Source organism: Alkalinema pantanalense CENA528, assembly GCF_050753345.1.
Classification (GTDB): Bacteria; Cyanobacteriota; Cyanobacteriia; order Leptolyngbyales; family Leptolyngbyaceae; genus Alkalinema; species Alkalinema pantanalense.
In genome coordinates, this window is the sequence record NZ_JBLZFX010000034.1 from 41,074 (window position 1) to 58,251 (window position 17,178).

Consider the following 17,178-nt stretch of genomic DNA (forward strand, 5'->3'; position numbering starts at 1 on the left):
GGAATCTAGTAAGGGATTTGAGTCTAGTCCTATCTCACTCTTGCCTCATACTACCCCTAGTACCACCTATGTCTCGTCCTTCCCAAAAGAAACCAGTTTTTCCGCCCAATGTTCTGCCGTGGTTAGATATTGCCGCGATCTCCGCCTGGGGGATATTGCTACTGGTGTACTGGGGAACGGGTAAGTTAGCTTTACTGATCCATCCTAACTATGCTGTGTTAACGGTAGTGACGGGGATTGTACTGTTGCTGGTGGCGTTCTATAAAGCTTGGCTCTTGCTGCGACGATCGCGCAATGCTGGGCCTGTGATGCAGCACCTTAACTTGCTTCCACCAGGCTGGAGCAGTGTATTGTTACTGACCGTGGCTATTCTTGGGTTGATCATTCCCCCCCGCGCCTTTGCTAGCCAAACCGCTTTGCAACGAGGAGTCAACGACAGTATTACCCTGACTCGTGTGAAACCTCAGAGTTTCCAAACTGCAAAAAATCCTGAGAATAAAACGCTGATTGAATGGATCCGAGAGCTACAAGTTCGTCCAGAACCGGATCTTTACACCGGACAAAAGGTGAAGCTTCAAGGCTTTGTGGTGCATGCGCCCAACTTACCCCAGGATTATTTCCTGCTGACACGGTTTGTCATTACCTGCTGTGCGGCGGATGTGTACCCCGTTAGCCTACCGGTTAAAGTCAAGAGTGGCGATCGAAATACCTATCAGCCCGATGGTTGGCTGGAAGTTCAAGGGCAAATTATCACTGAATCCCTAGACAATAAGCGACAGGTCGTGATTCAAGAAACATCTAGCCAAACGATTCCTGAACCCAAGAATCCCTATGACTCCTAGGATGGCCCCATTTCAGTACCGGAAATTGGAGGGTAGCGATCGCAGGATAGCGATCGGCCCAAGGCGATCATTCAATATTTCGTCAACAAGGAATAGACCCAACAACTAAGCAGTCGGAATCCGTAAAAGTACTGGGTCAGTGTACTAGATCAGAGTATTGGGTAAGCGTACCAGATCAACTGTCTGGCCTAGTCACCCGTAATTTTGTAACGAGTTGCAATACAAAACGTCATATTCATCGATATTCTTTAAATGATTCAACAACTGTTTATAGTTGTTGTTTTTTATTCGAGTTTTTTTCACGGAATTTGTATTTTTAAATCCAAGATCTTTGCAATATGCATAATTACTCATTGCAATAACAAAGTTCCTATGGAGCAACGATTTGAGAGTTTCTAAAGATTCAATACCTAGTAGAAATACTCACGAAATATCAGACTGAAAGCTAAAAACTGTAAAATTTATTAAATAGCTCTTCCCCTCCTTCAGTGCTTTCCCTATACTGAATCCATTCAATCCCAATTGCGGGGATCATTGCCGGATCTATTTTTGGGATTTTTGAGAGGTTTGGTACAAGTTCATATCCATTGCACTCTGGGAGAAAAAAGTATGGCATTAGCACATAGTCAAAATACTGTCGGTTTAGGTTTGATTTCGACGCTAAAGAGTATCCTGATTTGGTCATTCGTGCTTGCTGTTTGCATGATCGTGATTGGGTTTCCCGTTCTAGTGTTGGTTGTTTCGATCGCCTCTTTGATGGCTGTTACATTGCACGCCATCATGCCGACCAGTGCTGTTCTGCTAACTGCTGTAGGCTTCATCGGAGTACATGTGCTGGGAATTTTGGCAGTTTCAACGTTTTTGACCCTGAAAGGCATTCTTCCCCACGACGTAGAGTGGCTGCGGTGGCTCCATGGAGATGAACATCCTGCGGATACAACCTCCATTTATGCCTCCTGCCCCTTGACCTGCGACGTGAAGGGATAAGGAGCCTGTAAGTTTCACCATACGTCCCTGTTACGGTGCAGTTTTTATTACGTTCTTACTACGTTTAAATAGCTGTTCAGACAGATTGCTTCAAACCTCAACTCAGCCTAGTGCTGAGTTTTTTTATTAGGAAGTTTGTGGGAAAAGCAATCTGTTTGGCAAACAGGGGCAAATCGGGCTATATGTGAAGGGCTAACATTACCGATGAATGGTTGATCCTTCTCAATTTCTCCAGCACCATGCTCAAATTTCCTCTCCCCGTCTGCATTATTGTTGGAACCCGTCCCGAGGCGATTAAGATGGCTCCTGTGATCCAGGCGTTCCAGCGATCGCAAAGTTTTCAGACCCAAGTCGTCTTGACGGGACAGCATCGGGAAATGGTGGATCAGGTGATGCAGTTGTTTGACCTTAAGGCCGATCGAGATCTGGCAATTATGCAACCCCAGCAAACCTTAACGGACATCACCTGCAATGCCCTCCGAGGATTAGAAGCGCTGTTTCAGTCCCTCCAACCCAGCATCGTCTTAGTCCAAGGTGATACAACAACAGCCTTTGCAGCCGCTTTAGCTGCTTTTTATCAAAAAATTCCTGTCGGGCATGTGGAAGCAGGGTTACGCACCGAAGATATCTATAACCCATTCCCAGAGGAAGCGAATCGGCGGCTCGTCTCGCAAATTACCCAACTACACTTTGCCCCCACGCAGTTATCCGTAGAAAACCTAAAGCAGTCCGGTGTGTTGGGTGAAATTCACCAAACCGGAAATACCGTGATTGATGCTCTGCTAGAAGTTGCGCAACGGGATCCTGCCTGCGAAGTGCCTGGTTTAGACTGGCAGCAATATCGCGTTATTCTATCCACCGTTCACCGTCGGGAAAATTGGGGAGAGCCGCTCCAGAATATTGCCCAAGGGTTTTTGAAAATTCTGGAAGCGTACCCGGATACAGCACTATTACTCCCGTTACATCGCAATCCCACCGTGCGGGAACCCCTGACAGCAATTTTGGGAACCCATCCACGGGTGTTTTTGACGGAGCCGTTAGACTATACCGAACTGGTGGGAGCCATGAAGCGGTGTTATCTCCTGTTGACGGATTCCGGGGGGATCCAAGAAGAAGCACCGAGTTTAGGAAAACCTGTCCTCGTCCTGCGGGAGAACACAGAGCGCCCGGAAGCCGTGATGGCGGGGACGGCTAAATTAATCGGCACAGATCCCGATCGGATTTTTCAAGAAGCGGGGGAACTTTTGAGCAACCCGATCGCTTACCAGACGATGGCCAATGCAATTAGCCCCTTTGGAGATGGCCTTGCAGCCCAGAGAATTGTCGAGCTAGTAGAAGCCTACCTAACCCGTGAAGATGAATGACCTGGGCATTTGATTGAGGGCAGTTGATTGAGGGCAGTTGATTAAGAAGGTTGAGCACGGGGGGACAGAACCGCTAGTTAGGGTGAATCGTCCGATCGGCGTTGCTCAGCCTCGTCCAAAAGACTTTTTTTGGAAGATTTTAGATCTTTCCACAATTGCTTAATTTGTTGATAGGTTTCTTCCGGAGAGACCTTGCCCGCCGTCTCTAAGTTACATAGAAGAGAAACCCGCTGGGCAAACTCCTGAAGATTGGCGTTAAAGAGTAAATTTTCTGGAACAAATTCTCCCCGGTAGGTGGCATAGGGCATGAGGAATGCCTCCTTACTCAGATTTGGCCTTGGCTCAGAAGAATTTGCATCAGAAGCATTTGCATCATCAGAGGGTTGAGGATTGGGCTGTTGAGTCACAGAAGATTCGCCAGGGTAAAAAGGATTACTACTCTAGAGTCTAGGATAGCTACCCTAGGATCGACAATTTAAGTTTTGATCAAAGACTGCTATGGCTGAGCCTAGGCTGACTTTCAGAGGGATATTGCCCCATATAGCGGGGCCAGCCTTCCTATCCGAGCGGTGATTTCAGATGCGATCGTGCCCATACTGAGAAAAGACTGAGGAAACAACGGGCGTATCCCAGTTTTATAACCCTCACCTTAACGACTTCTTAACGATTGGTGCCCATGACTTTCCAACCTACAGTTTCTGTCATTATTCCGATTTACAACGGCCAATCGGATTTGGAGGACTTGTTAAGGTGCCTCTGGGCCCAGACCTATCCCCGCGATCGGGTGGAGTATTTGCTCATTGACAATAATAGTCAGGATGGAACCGTGGAACGGCTGCACAGGGCGGCTCAGGAGGCTGCTGGGCAAGGGCTCGTTCTGCGGGTATTGCAGGAATCGACGATCCAAAGTTCCTATGCGGCGCGCAATCGCGGAATTTGTGCGGCAAGTGCTCCATTATTCGCGTTTACCGATGCGGATTGTCGGCCTGAGCCAACCTGGCTGGAACGTTTGATACAACCCTTTGAAAATCCCTCGATCGGGTTAGTGGCTGGGGAAGTCAAAGCGCTACCAGGATTTTCCTTGCTGGAACAGTATGCCGATCGCCAGGAAACCCTCTCGCAAAAGCACACATTAGCGCACCCGTTTTGCCCCTACGGTCAGACGGCGAATTTAGCATTACGGCGATTGGTCTTGGAATCCGTCGGGTTATTCCGTCCCTATTTGACCACGGGGGGCGATGCCGATTTGTGCTGGCGGATTTTGCGGGAAACGGCTTGTCAGTGGCAGTTTGCAGACTCTGCGATCGTCCAGCATCGCCACCGCCAGACCCTAAGCGATCTGCTGAGTCAGTGGCGTAGGTATGGCCGATCGAACCGTTTTTTGCATGAGCTGCATGGCATTGAGCTGATGGCCGAACCCCTGCCGAAATACTATGGCTATCGGCTGGCCCGCTGGTTACTGAAAGAATGCCCGATCGCCCTGGTTAAATGGCCCTTGCGCCGAGCCAGTCTTGTTGATGTCATCAATACCCCGATCGGGCTCCTGTGCCTCCAGTCCCGATGGCAGGGCCAGCAGCAGGCGAAATTACCTGAGTCAGCCCGCGAAATTACGCCCTTTTCCGCCACCGTCACGCTGTGATGCTAGCGCCGTGAAGGGAACGCTGTGATGGGAATGCTGTGATGGGGAGTACAAGTCTATGACTGGACGATCGCGCTGGCAATATCGATTCAAGCTGTTATTGGCAATGGGGGGAATGGTGCCCCTAGGCTACGGTGTGCGCTTTGCAACAGGTATCACACCGGAATGGTTTAACAATGCCGTGGGCAATATTGCCTATGAAAGTTTCTGGATTTTTTTAGTTTTGGCGATTTGGCCCAAATTACGACCTTCAGCGGTGGCGATCGCGGTTTGTGTAGTCACCTGCGGATTGGAATTTCTTCAGCTTTCCCAGGATCCCATCTTGATCGCAGCACGAAGAACGATCGTCGGTCGCTTAATTCTAGGAACCACCTTTACCTGGGAAGATTTCCCCACTTACTTTGTCGGCAGTGCGATCGGTGGTTGGCTTGCACTGCAACTCCATCGCCATCCTCAGTTTCCGAAATAACCACTCCCCATCAGGCCACTTTGGACTACAGACTTTTGGACTGTAGGCTTTTGTACTAGAGACTTTTGGACTACAGACTTTTGGGCTACAGACTTTTGGACTACATATTGTTGCAAGAGATTTTTGCAAGAGATTTTTGCAAGAGAGATTTTGAGAATTTATTCCCTCTTGGGAGCGGTGGAGAAAATGTTAGGGATGACCTCAACCCAGCATTCTCCAAATAGGGATTCTTGATAGGGATTCTTTAAGGCAATTTCTTTAGAGCAATTTCTCTAACTATGACAACGCTGACATGATCCTAGAAAAACATCTCTCTAAAGGAAGAATACATCACGCCAAAATTGTCCTGCCCTAGGCTCTACTGCTATGGATGAACTGTCTCCAAAGGGCCGAAGGGCCAAAAAGTCAGCCTTTCTTAGAGATCATGCCAAATTTTCAGACAGTTCTCAAATATTAGTGATACTGTTTTTTCAACACTTGTGTATACTTCTCTGGATTAGGGAAACCTATGCTGTGTGTCCTGGAAATTGTCTGCGGACAATTTTTTAGGAATTCCAGTATTTTCCCTACAGCTCGTGACCTAACTCGTCTGTGGTACGGCTCCCCTGTGGCATAACTCCCCTGGGAGCAGACGTATAGAATTTATCCACAAACTTAAGTGGATTGGTTAACATTGTTTGCCACAGGTTCGCGTTAGACTGAAGACCCTCATGGAATTCTGAGCTGCTTGGAATCTTCAATGGGGTGCTTTGAGGGGCTTCTGGCCCATGGGTTCTTTCGTTGCTATATCTGTCCTGAGTGCTTCCTAATAATGACTGCTGTGCCCCTGCCAAGACAGCCCTCTCCTCCCGATCCTCCCAGCAACCGTGCTGCGGGAGCGACACCTGTTTTGGCGCTGAAAGAACTGGTTGCTCGCCTCAATCGAGAACAACATAAAATTCAAGATCTCCTCAGTTCTCTGAGTTTTGCCCTGCGTAGTTTTAATAATCTCAACCAGTTTCTGGAACTGATTCCGCTGATGGCGAGTCGGGTAACGGATTCCGACGGAGGAGCGTTGATGTTATTTCGCTCCAATGGTCAGGTGAAGCTAGAGCGGCTCCATTGCCAAGATAATCGTTGGGCACCGGATATTCGGCGGGCACTGGAGTCTGCTGCGCGGAAAGTCACTAATACCGTCATTAGCTTGCCACCCAATGATGCGATCGTGAAATCTCCCCAGGCGATCGCCAATTTGGATGTCGAAATTAGTCATTACTTGGGGGAAGAAATCCAAATTTTTGGGGCTTCCATTCTGGTCAAAAAGCAAGAACGGGGACGACTGTATGTTTTTAGTCGGGATCCGGACTATGCCTGGACAGAACAGCGTCAAAAGCTGGTGCGCTTGATTGCTGATCAAACGGCGGTTGCGATCGAAAACGATGAATTAACCGCTGAGTTGCGCAAAAAGGAACGCCTCGATCGCGAGTTAGAAATTGGTGCAGATATTCAATATCGGTTGTTGCCGCGTCAATGTCCCAAAATTGACGGGGCGGAACTGGCTGCCCTCTGTAAAACCGCAAGCCGTGTGGGCGGTGACTATTATGACTTTATTCCCGCTGCGCCCACCACACCCGAGAGCAAAGACAACCCTGACCATTGGAGCGTGGCGATCGGGGATGTCATGGGCAAGGGGGTTCCCGCTGGGTTAATTATGACCATGCTGCGGGGCATGTTGCGGGCCGAAGTTTTAAATGGTCACTCCCCCGCTCGAATTTTGCAGCATCTGAACCAAGTCATGTATGCGGATTTGGAAAATTCCAACCGGTTTGTGACGCTGTTTTATTCAGAGTACGATCCCAAAACCCGGATCCTGTCCTACAGTAACGCAGCCCATAATCCACCGTTGCTCTGGCAAGCTGCGACCAATACGATCCGGCGGCTAGACACCTTGGGCATGCTGATTGGCTTGGATGCAAATACCCAGTATCAGGATGGACAAATTCAACTTGCGCCGGGGGATACGATTATTTATTACACTGATGGGTTTACAGAGGCTGCAAACCAGTCAGGTCAGCAGTTTGATGAAGAAAATTTGGCCAAGGCGTTTCAATGGGCTTGTCGCCGCTACCATGATCCCCAGCAAATTCTCAAGCATTTGTTTGATGCGGTGCAGGGCTTTGTGGGAGAAGGAAAGCCCAATGCGGATGATATGACCTTAGTGGTCATGCGCATTACGGCCAATGAAGAATTAGAATCGGCTGAAATAACGAATGGCGTTGACCTCGCGAAGAAACCTCAACTTCCCAATCCTACAAAAAACAAATAACCTCCAGTCTCGATTAACTGAGTTGTTGATTAACTGAGTGGTTGATTAAGGCAGTCCCCTTGCCAGTCTTGATGGCTGCCAGGATATAGCCCTTCGCGGCCAGTAACAGCGATCGCTAAACGGCGGGTAGATCTGTTTGGATAACCGGGGCCAGGGGGGTCGATCGGCTGGACGGGAGATTGGCTGCCGATTGCGGGGAAGCATTTACGACTTCGTTGTTAATGCTTTGACTGGTTGCCGCCGCTAATTCAGAGACGGGTTGGGGCGAAACAGGTACTTGGTAAGGACGAGTGACGATCGCGTCATTCACCATATCGACGATCGATTGACAAATTTCATGTAGGGGTAAGTCATTGACATCATTACCAAAGGGATCTTCAATTTCTGCCCCGATTGCCTCCACATAGAGCAAAACAAAACTAATCACTACTGTCACAAAGACAGTCCATAGTCCTAGTTGCTCAACCAATGCGAAGGGAATCAGTAAACAATACATTAACGTCAATGATTTAAGACAAATAATGTAAGCCGCTGGCATGGGAGTTGCTTGAATCCGTTCGCAAACGGTTAAAGATGCAACCAACTGATTGACTAACGCATTCATTTCGCTCCGCTGGCTACTGTCGATGTGCCCTTGTTCACAGGCTTTTTGCAGATAGATACTGACCCATAGCAAAATTTCTAAGGGTGGATTCTTGGCCGCTTTCAACTTAACGATCGTGGTGGGTTCGATCGTCAGATGATGGAATCCTAATTGACCATTGGGAGCAGATTTCAGTTCTTCCAGGTCGCCCTTTTGTAGAGACAGTTTGGTGCAGACCAGAAAGGCACTGAGAGATTGTAGGGTGCGATCGCGTTCTGCCTTGGCATCCCCCTCCAGACTAATTAAATTAGTTCGCAGAAGCCGCACTAAATTGCGAACATTGGTGACTAAGTCCCCCCAAGCTTTGCGACCTTCCCAAAAGCGATCGTAGGCTGTATTCGTCCGAAAAACCAATAGCAAACCCAAAACTAAATTGCAAACCACATTTTCTGTTAAGAGGCCCAGAACGGTCAGATCGATCGGCAAGTCATGCTGAAACAACCAAGCAACGGAGCTACTAAAAATTCCGAAGATGATAACGCGCGGGAGCACAGTCGGTAGAACTGAGCCACGTAGTTGCAGTACGCTCCTGAATCCCTGGAAATGTCTTTGCACGATCGTCTGCCTCCAACACCATGGGCCGTCCAAAACTCTATTATCCCCCGTCTGGCCAATCCAGTACAAGGGTTTTACTCTCATCCTCTGCGGCCTCTCATCCTCTGCGGCCTTGCGGCCTTGCCCTGCAATCAATTAGGGCTGGAGCTATGGTGTTGGTGTCAGACGATCGATTTAGCGAATACCGGATTGCACGCGCCAGAGCTTGGCGTAGATGCCCTGCCGATCGAGTAGTGCCTCGTGGGTTCCCTGTTCGGCAATTTGTCCCTGCTCAATCACGTAGATGCAGTGGGCATGGCGAATCGTAGACAGACGGTGGGCGATCGCGATCGTCGTGCGGTTTTGGGTGATGTAGTCGAGGGATTTTTGGATGGCGGCTTCGGTTTCATTATCCACGGCGGAGGTGGCTTCATCTAGGATCAGGATGGGCGGATCTTTGAGCAGGGCGCGGGCGATCGCGAGGCGTTGGCGTTGGCCGCCGGAAAGCTGTTGGCCCCGTTCGCCGACGATCGTGTCGTAGCCGTGGGGGAGTTGCATAATGAATTCGTGGGCTTCCGCGTGTTTTGCCGCTTGGGTAATCTCTTCAGGGGTACGATCGAAGCTGCCATAGGCAATGTTTTCAGCAACGGTACCGTGGAACAAAAAGACATCTTGACTAACCCAGCCAATACAACGCCGCAGGTCACGGATTTGTAAATCGCGAATGTCGATGCCGTCTAAGAGAATTTGGCCTTCCTGGAGTTCGTAGAAACGTAGTAGGAGCTTGACCAGGGTGCTTTTGCCGGAGCCAGTCACGCCGACAATCCCGATCGTTTTGCCTGCGGGAATGTGCAGGTTTAATTGCGTCAGGGCATTTTTGCGGCCTTGGTAGGCAAAGGAGAGATTCCGAAAATCAAGTTCGCCTTTGACTTGGTGGAGCAGGAGCGATCGTTGGCCGGAGGGAATGGCGATGGGTGTATCCAACAGGTTCATGACGCGGTTAATGGAGGCCATGGCCCGTTGGTACTGATCCATGGTTTGGCCGAGGCGTGTGAACGGCCAGAGTAGGCGTTGGATGATGAAGACCATGAAGCCGTAGGTACCGACAGAGAGGGCACCGTTGGCTGCGGCGAGGCCACCGAGGAAGAGGGTGGCGGTGAAGCCAATCAGGATAATGAAGCGAATCAGGGGAATGAAGGCGGCACTGAGGGCGATCGCTTGGCGGTTACTTTGGCGGTAGGCGTCGCTGTCAGCGGCAACTCGATCGGTTTCGTAGTCTTCGGCAGTGAAGCTTTTGATCGTGGCGATGCCGGAGAGGTTGTTGGCGAGGCGGCTGTTGATGAATCCAGCTTTTTCGCGGACGTTGGCGTAACGGGGCGCGAGTCGTTTTTGAAACGAGATCGAGCCAATCAGAATGAACGGAATGGGAAACATGGCCAACCATGACACCGCAGGCGCAAGGATAATGAATGTGCCACCCACAAAGAGAACCGTGGTGAAAAATTGCAGCAATTCATTGGCACCGCTATCGAGAAAGCGTTCCAGTTGGTTAATATCGTCGTTGAGAATCGACAACAAGCCACCCGTACTGCGTTCTTCAAAAAAGCTGAGTTCCAGGTTTTGTAAATGGTTGTAGGTGTCTAGGCGCAGTTCGTGCTGGAGGGTTTGGGCCAGTTCTCGCCAGAGTCGATCGAAGGCGTATTCAAACAGCGATTCCAATCCCCAAATGACGAGGGTGAGGATGGACAGGATGGTGAGTTGTCCGGTGATGCTGGTGATGCCTAGGTTGGCGATCAGGGAGGCGTCGCGTTTGACGACGATATCGACGGCCATGCCAATCAGGTAGGGAGGCGCAAGGTCGAAGATTTTGTTGAGGATGGAGCAGGTACTAGCAGCCCAGATTTGCGATCGATGGCGGCGGCTGTAGCGCAGGAGGCGTTGCAGGGGATGGCGTTTGGTGGAGGCAACCATGGCAGGGACTTGGGTGTGTGAGGGAGATGGGTTTGTAACATACCACGATCGATCTGTCTCTCGCACCTGAAAATTGCAAGAGGGTTGCCGCATGGGGTTCGCGTGAGTTTGTGAGCTTTGCTGGAATCCGTCTCTGATTGATTAACCCGGTAGAAGGTCATTCGTCTCGTATACTTTCTCTAGAAGCAGTAAACCTGCTCTAGAAGCGACAGACCTGCTCTAGAAACAGTAAACAAGCTTGTCTAACAACTGATTCCTCCTAATTCATTTCATTCAGTCGTAACCTAACAATCTATGGCCACCCTTTCTAGCGAACTTGAAAAATATTTTTTTGACAATGATCGTTGGCAGCAATCTGCTGATGGGGATGATCGCGAAAGAGTGGAACAACCTTCGCCTGCGTCCCAACAATCGCTGCCTGACGATCGGGAGACCAAAGTCACGCTAGGCAATCTCCTGGATCTCGCTGGGGAACGGACGTTTGGTTTTTTGTTTGTGCTGTTGTCTTTTCCATCGGCTTTGCCCATTCCGGCTCCTGGTTATTCAGTGCCCTTTGGTATTGCTATGGTGGTGTTGGCGGGACAGTTGTTGATTGGGCGAGATGAACCGTGGTTTCCGGAGAGTTGGCGGAATCATGGGTTTGAGGTGGGGCAAGTGCGCCAGGTTCTGAAAGTTGGGTTGCCTTGGTTGAGACGGATTGAGGCGATTTCCCGGCCTCGTTTAACGCAGGTTTGCACTAGTTTGCCGGGACGGACGGTGATTGGTTTAGCGATCGCGTTGATGTCGATTTCGATGATGATTCCGATTCCGGGGACGAATACTCTGCCAGCCATGGGAATTTTTGTGACCGGGTTTGGTTTGCTGGATGATGATGGGGCGATTAGTTTAGGTGGATTGGTTCTTTGTGTGTGTGGATTTATTCTGTCATCTTCGATTTTGTTGGCGATCGCCTTTGGGGGGAGCAGTCTTCTTGATTTGATTAAGGGGGCTTTGGGGCGATAACCCCTACTACGGTTGGATGAGTTCAAGGAATTTCAAGAATCTATAATTTTTATCAACAGGCTTGACTTGACCCTGGTTTGTCAGTAGTCTTGCTTTCTATAGCGATCGCCATGGACATCCTTCTTTACAACGGGTCGGCATGAAGCATGGGGTCGCTGGGTTCCCAAAAATTTAGGCCACTACCTGGGATTGGGCCAACAACCCCAAGTAGCTATTCCCCCTCGCTGCGTGAACAGCAAGGCGGCTTGTTGAGAATTTTAACATTCGATCGAGCCACTCTTGTTTGTGATGTCAAACGGGGTGGCTCTAAGTTTTGGGGCTTCTTAGATTCACAACAAGGAGAAGCTCACAATATGGCGAAAGGTTCTAGCGATCGGAGCGATCGTGAAGTTCAACATAAGAAACAACGCTTACAGATCCACTTAATCGGTCATCCAGAATTCATTCAAGACACGATTAATCAATTACATGTCCATCGCATCGCAGACAGGATTCATTGGAGTCAACCGATGAAGATTTTGCATTCCGACGGGCAATACATCAGCATATTGAGTCGCGAACGGCTGCGATAACAGTTGAAGCTAAGGTGTTTCGCAGTTTGGTTAGTTGTCTAATGGACTACGGATACCTCGATTACCATCATTTAGTACATGGGTGTGGAACATCGTTGTTTTCACATCCTTATCACCTAACAACTCTTGAATCGTGTAGAGGATCTACTGTACGTAAGTTTCTTCAGTACGGTAGGCGTAATGCGTGAGACGAATCGCATCCCGCACCTGATTCAGCATTTTTTTAGAGGTAGCTGGATGGAGATAAGTAGATATACTGCCTCCCCCAGTAGTACATTTGATAATTCCCATAAGAAATCTGAAATTATACGGAAAGATTCTCGCGAATCAGCTTCAAGGGCATATTATACAGAAAGAATCGACATAAGTAGGAATTTGGGTTCTTAGGCTGATTCATTCTGCCTATCCGCCCATTTTGGGATCTTAGGCGGAAAAATTCAGTCTATTAATCGTTATGCAGCTCAGTTCTAGGTGGGGGAAGTATTCGGAGATTACTCGTTAGTGTTCAACATCAAGCTAGATCGCTACGTATGCACAAGAAAATCTTTACATCGTCAAGCTGTAATTAAGCACAGAATTTGTCAGACGAGCTAAACAAACTTGCTTTCATAACCTTCTATAACTATGACTTTAGATTTTTCTGGTCAGAACTTGCGTGGACACAACTTCAAAGGGCAAGACCTCACTGGAGCGAATTTTAGTTATGCGGATATCCGAGGAGCAAATTTTAGCAATGCCATACTCGTTAATACAAACTTTAGATCTACAATAGCTGGCTTACAGAAGCGATGGCTATTTATACTAGTAATAATTTCATTTTTTTTAGCAGCAATATCTGCTGGTATCGCTATTGTTACTGCTCTTGAGATGTTAGCATATGCATTCGTGTTATTAACTCCTGAGCACTCTCTTTCAGCTTTAGTAGACCCTCAGGGCAAGATGTCAATGCAGCAATTGGGTGCAACGATATCCATATTTCGCATTATGTATCCTACCTTAACAGTAATCAAATTTATATTATTTGTTACTTTTTGTGCTGTTACTGTAAAGAAGGGTTTAATAGTAAGTATTAGAGTTATTTTAATAATTTTTGGTATATTGGCTTTTATTGGAGCTTCAGTTGGAGCCTTATCGGGAGCTTTATTTGGGGCTGCTTTAGGAGCATCATCTCTCGGATTTATAGGGTTTTTCCTTGGAGGATTAACTGGACTTTTAATTGGAGCTTTATATGGAGTTGGAATGCTAACTGTATTCCTAGCTTTTTTTGGAGGGCTAACTTTAATCCTACTGCTAACTGCGATTTTATTTGCTTCTTTATCTATAGCTGGAGCAAACATTTTAGCTGGATTTATAAGTGGAATCATGGTTGAAGCTGTAGCTGTAGCTATGGCTTTTATATTAACTTTGACTTTACTATATTCAATCCTATCCCAATATCAGCTTCTAAATCTTTTAGGGATCTCGTTATCAATTAGTGCTGCAACTGTAGCTGTCATTGTGATTATTTTAAGTGGTTATATAGGACGGCAAGCTATATCTATGAATGAGAAATATAGGTTTATCCTTAATATAGCATCAGCTTTTATTGCTGCAAAAGGAACTAAGTTTAAGCTGGCAAATCTAACTGATGCTGATTTCACTAATGCAACACTGAAAAATACAAACTTTAGCAAATCTATTCTTAAGCGAACACGTTTTTTTCAGGTTAAAAAGCTTGAGTTTGCTTTCACTGAAGAAACTTATTTAAAGAATCGTAATTTACAGCTACTTGTAGTTACAGGAAATGGACGAAACAAAAACTTTGATCGCAAGGATTTGAGAGGACTCAACTTATCTAAAGCTAATCTTTCAGATGCTAGTTTTATTGGAACAGATCTTAGTGAATCTGCCTTGCAGGAAGCAGATCTGTCCAGAGCAAAATTGGTGCAAGCTCGGTTAGATCGAACTGATTTAACGAGAGCCTGTCTCACAGGAGCTTATATTGAAGATTGGGGTGTTACAGGAGAAACTAAACTCGATGGAGTACGTTGTGAATATGTTTACATGCACCTCCCAACAGAAGAAGACCCTGACCCGGTACGAAAACCAGACAATCGTCAAGAAATATTTTCTGAAGGGGATTTCACTGATTTTATCAAGCCTTTGATGAATACTCTCGATTTATATCACAACAGCGAAGTTGATCCACGTTCTATTGCTATAGCCTTTAAAAGGCTATCAGAAAATAATCCAGAGGCGGAACTGGAAATCGTAGCACTTGAGAAGCGAGGACGTGATAAGTTTCTGTTACGGGCTAAAACCTCAGATTTAGTTGATAAATCAGAATTGAGTGCTCAATATTTTTCTAACTATAATCAAATCAAGGCTCTACCACACGATAATATTCAGTTGTTATTAGCTGCTCAAGACGATCGAATCCAGAGCCTAGAAGGTATGGTTATGACAGCCTTAAAGCAACCAAAGTTTTATGCAGAAACTTATAGAAATCAAGGAGCGTTTATGTCAGAACAGAGCGGAACTAATATCAGTATTGGTGGTGATGTCACCGGATCAACAATTAACTTGGGTGAAATCAGCGGCAGTGTATCCAACGTTGTTAATCGATTGCCCAATTCTCCGAATCCCGACCAACCTGGAATTAAAGAACTTTTGATCCAGCTTCAGGCAGCTATTGAGGAGGCAACTGAGCTATCCCTTGAAGATAAAGCAGATTTACTGGAGCAAGTGCAAGCATTAGCAGAGGTTAAGCAAATGCCCGATCAGGAAAGAAAGGAAGGACTAGTACGGAAGGCGAAGAAGATGTTTGAAGCAACGTTAAGGACATTGCCAGATACCGCCAAGATTATGGAAGCGTGCAGTAAGCTTTTACCAATGATTTTGAAGGCACTGGGGTTTTCAATGTAGCGATCGCAGCATAACAATTCTGGTGCAGCGGATTGACTGAAGTTGCTAGTGGTGTAGCAGAGGTTATTGGTAACCGCTGACCAGAGCCGTTAGGTTGCTTAGATAGTTGGTGGTGACAGTCGCCTGAGTGTTGTCTGTTGAGATTCAGAATTACATTACTTTGAGGTCGTTGGTAGGATGGATTTATCGCAACTGAAGTGGCTCAAGAATGTTAAACCTGACCAAGGCTGGGCTTATGACAAACTTGATGAGATGCCAATTCCAGAAGCTAGAATTTTTCGCTTGCACTGGCGCAGTCAAGACGATAAAGCCAATGCTCAACAACCTCTTAAGGGTGACTTAGTAGTACTCGTTCAATCAGCAAGGGGCACTCACATAGTTGAGATGCTAGATGACGTGGTTTATGAAAACCCCGAAAAAGAGTGGGGCATATACCGCATAGTGAAGGCTGTGTGGATGTCTCGTAAAGGAGTCGATCGGTGGAACCTTCCGCACCAGAAAAAGATTTTCGGTGTTGAGCACCTTCCCCGTAATGGTCTTGTGCATAAGATTCCAACTGACGGAATGCTCCAATCTCAGTATTGGAAAGATGTGGAGGGGCTACAGGGTTTTCAGCAACATTTGAGAAAACTGTTGACCCAAATTTCATAGGTGGCATCAAACTCATTTCCGCAGTTTAAGGGCTTGGCAACCTGATAAACTGCGGAAGCCATTTGACAATGAGAGCTTCTGCATGGAATTCGAGTGGAACCCAGATAAAGCGGTTATCAATCTGAGAAAGCACAGTATTTCTTTCCAAGAAGCTGCAACCGTATTTGACGACTCGTTATCTGTAACATTTCCTGACCCTGATCATTCCATAGGAGAAGACCGCTACGTTATCATTGGGATGTCCGGGTTAGGGCAGTTGTTAGTTGTCTCTCACACTGACCGAGGAAACCGCACTCGGATTATCAGTGCTCGAAGAGCCACTCGCCAAGAAAGGAGATTTTATGAAGAAGGAAGTTGATGAGCTAAAGGATGAACTACGCCCTGAATACGACTTCTCCAAGATGACGGGAGGTGTCAGAGGTAAGTATGTTGAAAGATACCGAGCAGGAACAAATTTAGTTCTTTTAGATCCTGATATTGCCCGAGCCTTTCCAACCGATGCATCTGTAAATGAAGCATTACGGTTACTACTCCAAATTGCTCAGCGACAGCAACCTAACAACCCGGTTGGAGCGGACTAGCAAGTTTGGTTAGTGTTGCAGCAAAGGTTATCGGCAGCCGCTCAACCGGAACGTTAGCTGGATCTAGCCTGCCTACAAGATGGGTTTTAACTTCACATTTAAACTGAAAATTCAGGTTTTACCTCAAAGATTTCACCGCAATCCTTACAAATGTAAGTGTGATTCCATCTTGCTTCTTCGGCAGGATAGTATGTTGAGTTGTAATGTTCTGCTAAATCTTGGCATGCAGCTCGTTTTTGATGATTATGCCTGTACCACCATCTGCAAATCTTAGTCCAACTTAAGGCTATCAATGATCCTGTCAGGAAAAAAAATACTGTTACTAAAAAGTTGCCACTCATACTAGAAACAACCCAAAATGTTCCAAGTCCAATACTAAACAGTCCAATTGAGGTAATGACGAAAAAGTTTCGGGGATGATATCCAAAGTCTTCAGGTATCTTGCGACGTGGTGGAACTTGCGCCATAACCTTTTCTTCAATGTCTCTTTTAAGCCGCTCTTCGGTCGTAAGTTCTTCTACCTTGGGCTTTACATCAGATATCAATGGTTCTACTGATGCAGAGGTGGGCTGGAATACAGGCGTTTCATACGGAGGTAATTGAATAGACCTCCTGCATGAATCAAGTGGCTTGTGCCAGTTCAAAATTGAGTAGACCCGCAATCAAATTGAGCCGGAGTCCAAACCGCTTCCTGCGATTGCGATAGCGCCCCGA

17 protein-coding genes are annotated in these 17,178 nt (G+C 47.2%); 13 read left to right on the plus strand and 4 right to left on the minus strand.

Annotation, left to right across the window (positions count from 1 at the left end; all coding sequences use genetic code 11):
* Positions 1 to 68: 68 nt before the first annotated feature.
* The 3 genes from ACN4EG_RS13055 to wecB all read left to right on the plus strand — a co-directional run bounded on the left by ACN4EG_RS13055 (position 69) and on the right by wecB (position 3,193).
* Complete coding sequence (locus ACN4EG_RS13055) at positions 69 to 842, plus strand: TIGR03943 family putative permease subunit (protein WP_431629991.1); 774 nt, start codon at positions 69 to 71, stop codon at positions 840 to 842.
* Positions 843 to 1,451: 609 nt separating this feature from the next.
* The gene (locus ACN4EG_RS13060; protein ID WP_431629992.1) at positions 1,452 to 1,829 is read left to right on the plus strand and encodes a hypothetical protein; all 378 of its coding nucleotides are present in this window, start codon (positions 1,452 to 1,454) and stop codon (positions 1,827 to 1,829) included.
* A 239-nt stretch (positions 1,830 to 2,068) separates the two neighbouring features.
* Complete coding sequence (gene wecB / locus ACN4EG_RS13065; RefSeq protein WP_431629993.1) at positions 2,069 to 3,193, plus strand: non-hydrolyzing UDP-N-acetylglucosamine 2-epimerase; 1,125 nt, start codon at positions 2,069 to 2,071, stop codon at positions 3,191 to 3,193.
* Between the two features lie 77 nt (positions 3,194 to 3,270).
* Here wecB and ACN4EG_RS13070 read toward each other — a convergent pair whose 3' ends face one another.
* Positions 3,271 to 3,600 (minus strand): DUF7219 family protein, encoded by a 330-nt coding sequence (locus ACN4EG_RS13070; RefSeq protein WP_431629995.1) that lies wholly within the window; start codon positions 3,598 to 3,600, stop codon positions 3,271 to 3,273.
* Positions 3,601 to 3,869: 269 nt separating this feature from the next.
* Here ACN4EG_RS13070 and ACN4EG_RS13075 point away from each other — a divergent pair, with 269 nt between their 5' ends.
* The 3 genes from ACN4EG_RS13075 (at position 3,870) to ACN4EG_RS13085 (ending at position 7,606) form a co-directional block, all read left to right on the plus strand.
* A complete protein-coding gene (locus ACN4EG_RS13075; protein WP_431629996.1) occupies positions 3,870 to 4,832 on the plus strand; it encodes a glycosyltransferase family 2 protein in 963 nt (320 codons plus the stop codon).
* A 58-nt stretch (positions 4,833 to 4,890) separates the two neighbouring features.
* Complete coding sequence (locus ACN4EG_RS13080) at positions 4,891 to 5,301, plus strand: ribosomal maturation YjgA family protein (protein WP_431629997.1); 411 nt, start codon at positions 4,891 to 4,893, stop codon at positions 5,299 to 5,301.
* Positions 5,302 to 6,112: 811 nt separating this feature from the next.
* On the plus strand, positions 6,113 to 7,606 hold the full coding sequence (locus ACN4EG_RS13085; protein WP_431629999.1) for a PP2C family protein-serine/threonine phosphatase: 1,494 nt from the start codon (positions 6,113 to 6,115) through the stop codon (positions 7,604 to 7,606).
* Between the two features lie 115 nt (positions 7,607 to 7,721).
* Here the strand turns inward: ACN4EG_RS13085 and ACN4EG_RS13090 are convergent, their stop codons facing one another.
* Complete coding sequence (locus ACN4EG_RS13090) at positions 7,722 to 8,804, minus strand: bestrophin family protein (protein WP_458575109.1); 1,083 nt, start codon at positions 8,802 to 8,804, stop codon at positions 7,722 to 7,724.
* On the opposite strand from ACN4EG_RS13090, the gene ACN4EG_RS13095 reads away from it, so the two are divergent.
* Positions 8,766 to 9,038, plus strand: a complete 273-nt coding sequence (locus ACN4EG_RS13095; RefSeq protein WP_431630001.1) for a hypothetical protein — start codon at positions 8,766 to 8,768, stop codon at positions 9,036 to 9,038. The genes ACN4EG_RS13090 and ACN4EG_RS13095 overlap by 39 nt on opposite strands.
* Here the strand turns inward: ACN4EG_RS13095 and ACN4EG_RS13100 are convergent.
* Positions 8,979 to 10,847 (minus strand): ABC transporter ATP-binding protein, encoded by a 1,869-nt coding sequence (locus ACN4EG_RS13100; RefSeq protein ID WP_431630002.1) that lies wholly within the window; start codon positions 10,845 to 10,847, stop codon positions 8,979 to 8,981. The genes ACN4EG_RS13095 and ACN4EG_RS13100 overlap by 60 nt on opposite strands.
* Before the next feature lie 201 nt (positions 10,848 to 11,048).
* On the opposite strand from ACN4EG_RS13100, the gene ACN4EG_RS13105 reads away from it, so the two are divergent.
* The 6 genes from ACN4EG_RS13105 (at position 11,049) to ACN4EG_RS13130 (ending at position 16,464) form a co-directional block, all read left to right on the plus strand.
* Entirely contained in the window at positions 11,049 to 11,756 is a 708-nt protein-coding gene (locus ACN4EG_RS13105) for an exopolysaccharide biosynthesis protein (RefSeq protein WP_431630003.1), read from the plus strand.
* A 353-nt stretch (positions 11,757 to 12,109) separates the two neighbouring features.
* Entirely contained in the window at positions 12,110 to 12,328 is a 219-nt protein-coding gene (locus ACN4EG_RS13110; protein WP_431630004.1) for a hypothetical protein, read from the plus strand.
* A 624-nt stretch (positions 12,329 to 12,952) separates the two neighbouring features.
* Complete coding sequence (locus tag ACN4EG_RS13115; RefSeq protein WP_431630005.1) at positions 12,953 to 15,232, plus strand: pentapeptide repeat-containing protein; 2,280 nt, start codon at positions 12,953 to 12,955, stop codon at positions 15,230 to 15,232.
* Between the two features lie 177 nt (positions 15,233 to 15,409).
* Positions 15,410 to 15,883, plus strand: a complete 474-nt coding sequence (locus ACN4EG_RS13120) for a hypothetical protein (RefSeq protein WP_431630007.1) — start codon at positions 15,410 to 15,412, stop codon at positions 15,881 to 15,883.
* A gap of 82 nt (positions 15,884 to 15,965) precedes the next feature.
* Positions 15,966 to 16,241: a BrnT family toxin gene (locus tag ACN4EG_RS13125; protein WP_431630009.1), complete on the plus strand. Its 276-nt coding sequence runs from the start codon at positions 15,966 to 15,968 to the stop codon at positions 16,239 to 16,241.
* Complete coding sequence (locus ACN4EG_RS13130) at positions 16,147 to 16,464, plus strand: hypothetical protein (RefSeq protein WP_431630012.1); 318 nt, start codon at positions 16,147 to 16,149, stop codon at positions 16,462 to 16,464. Before ACN4EG_RS13125 ends, ACN4EG_RS13130 begins: the two co-directional genes overlap by 95 nt.
* A 98-nt stretch (positions 16,465 to 16,562) precedes the next feature.
* Here ACN4EG_RS13130 and ACN4EG_RS13135 read toward each other — a convergent pair whose 3' ends face one another.
* A complete protein-coding gene (locus ACN4EG_RS13135) occupies positions 16,563 to 17,009 on the minus strand; it encodes a hypothetical protein (RefSeq protein WP_431630010.1) in 447 nt (148 codons plus the stop codon).
* Between the last annotated feature and the right edge of the window lie 169 nt (positions 17,010 to 17,178).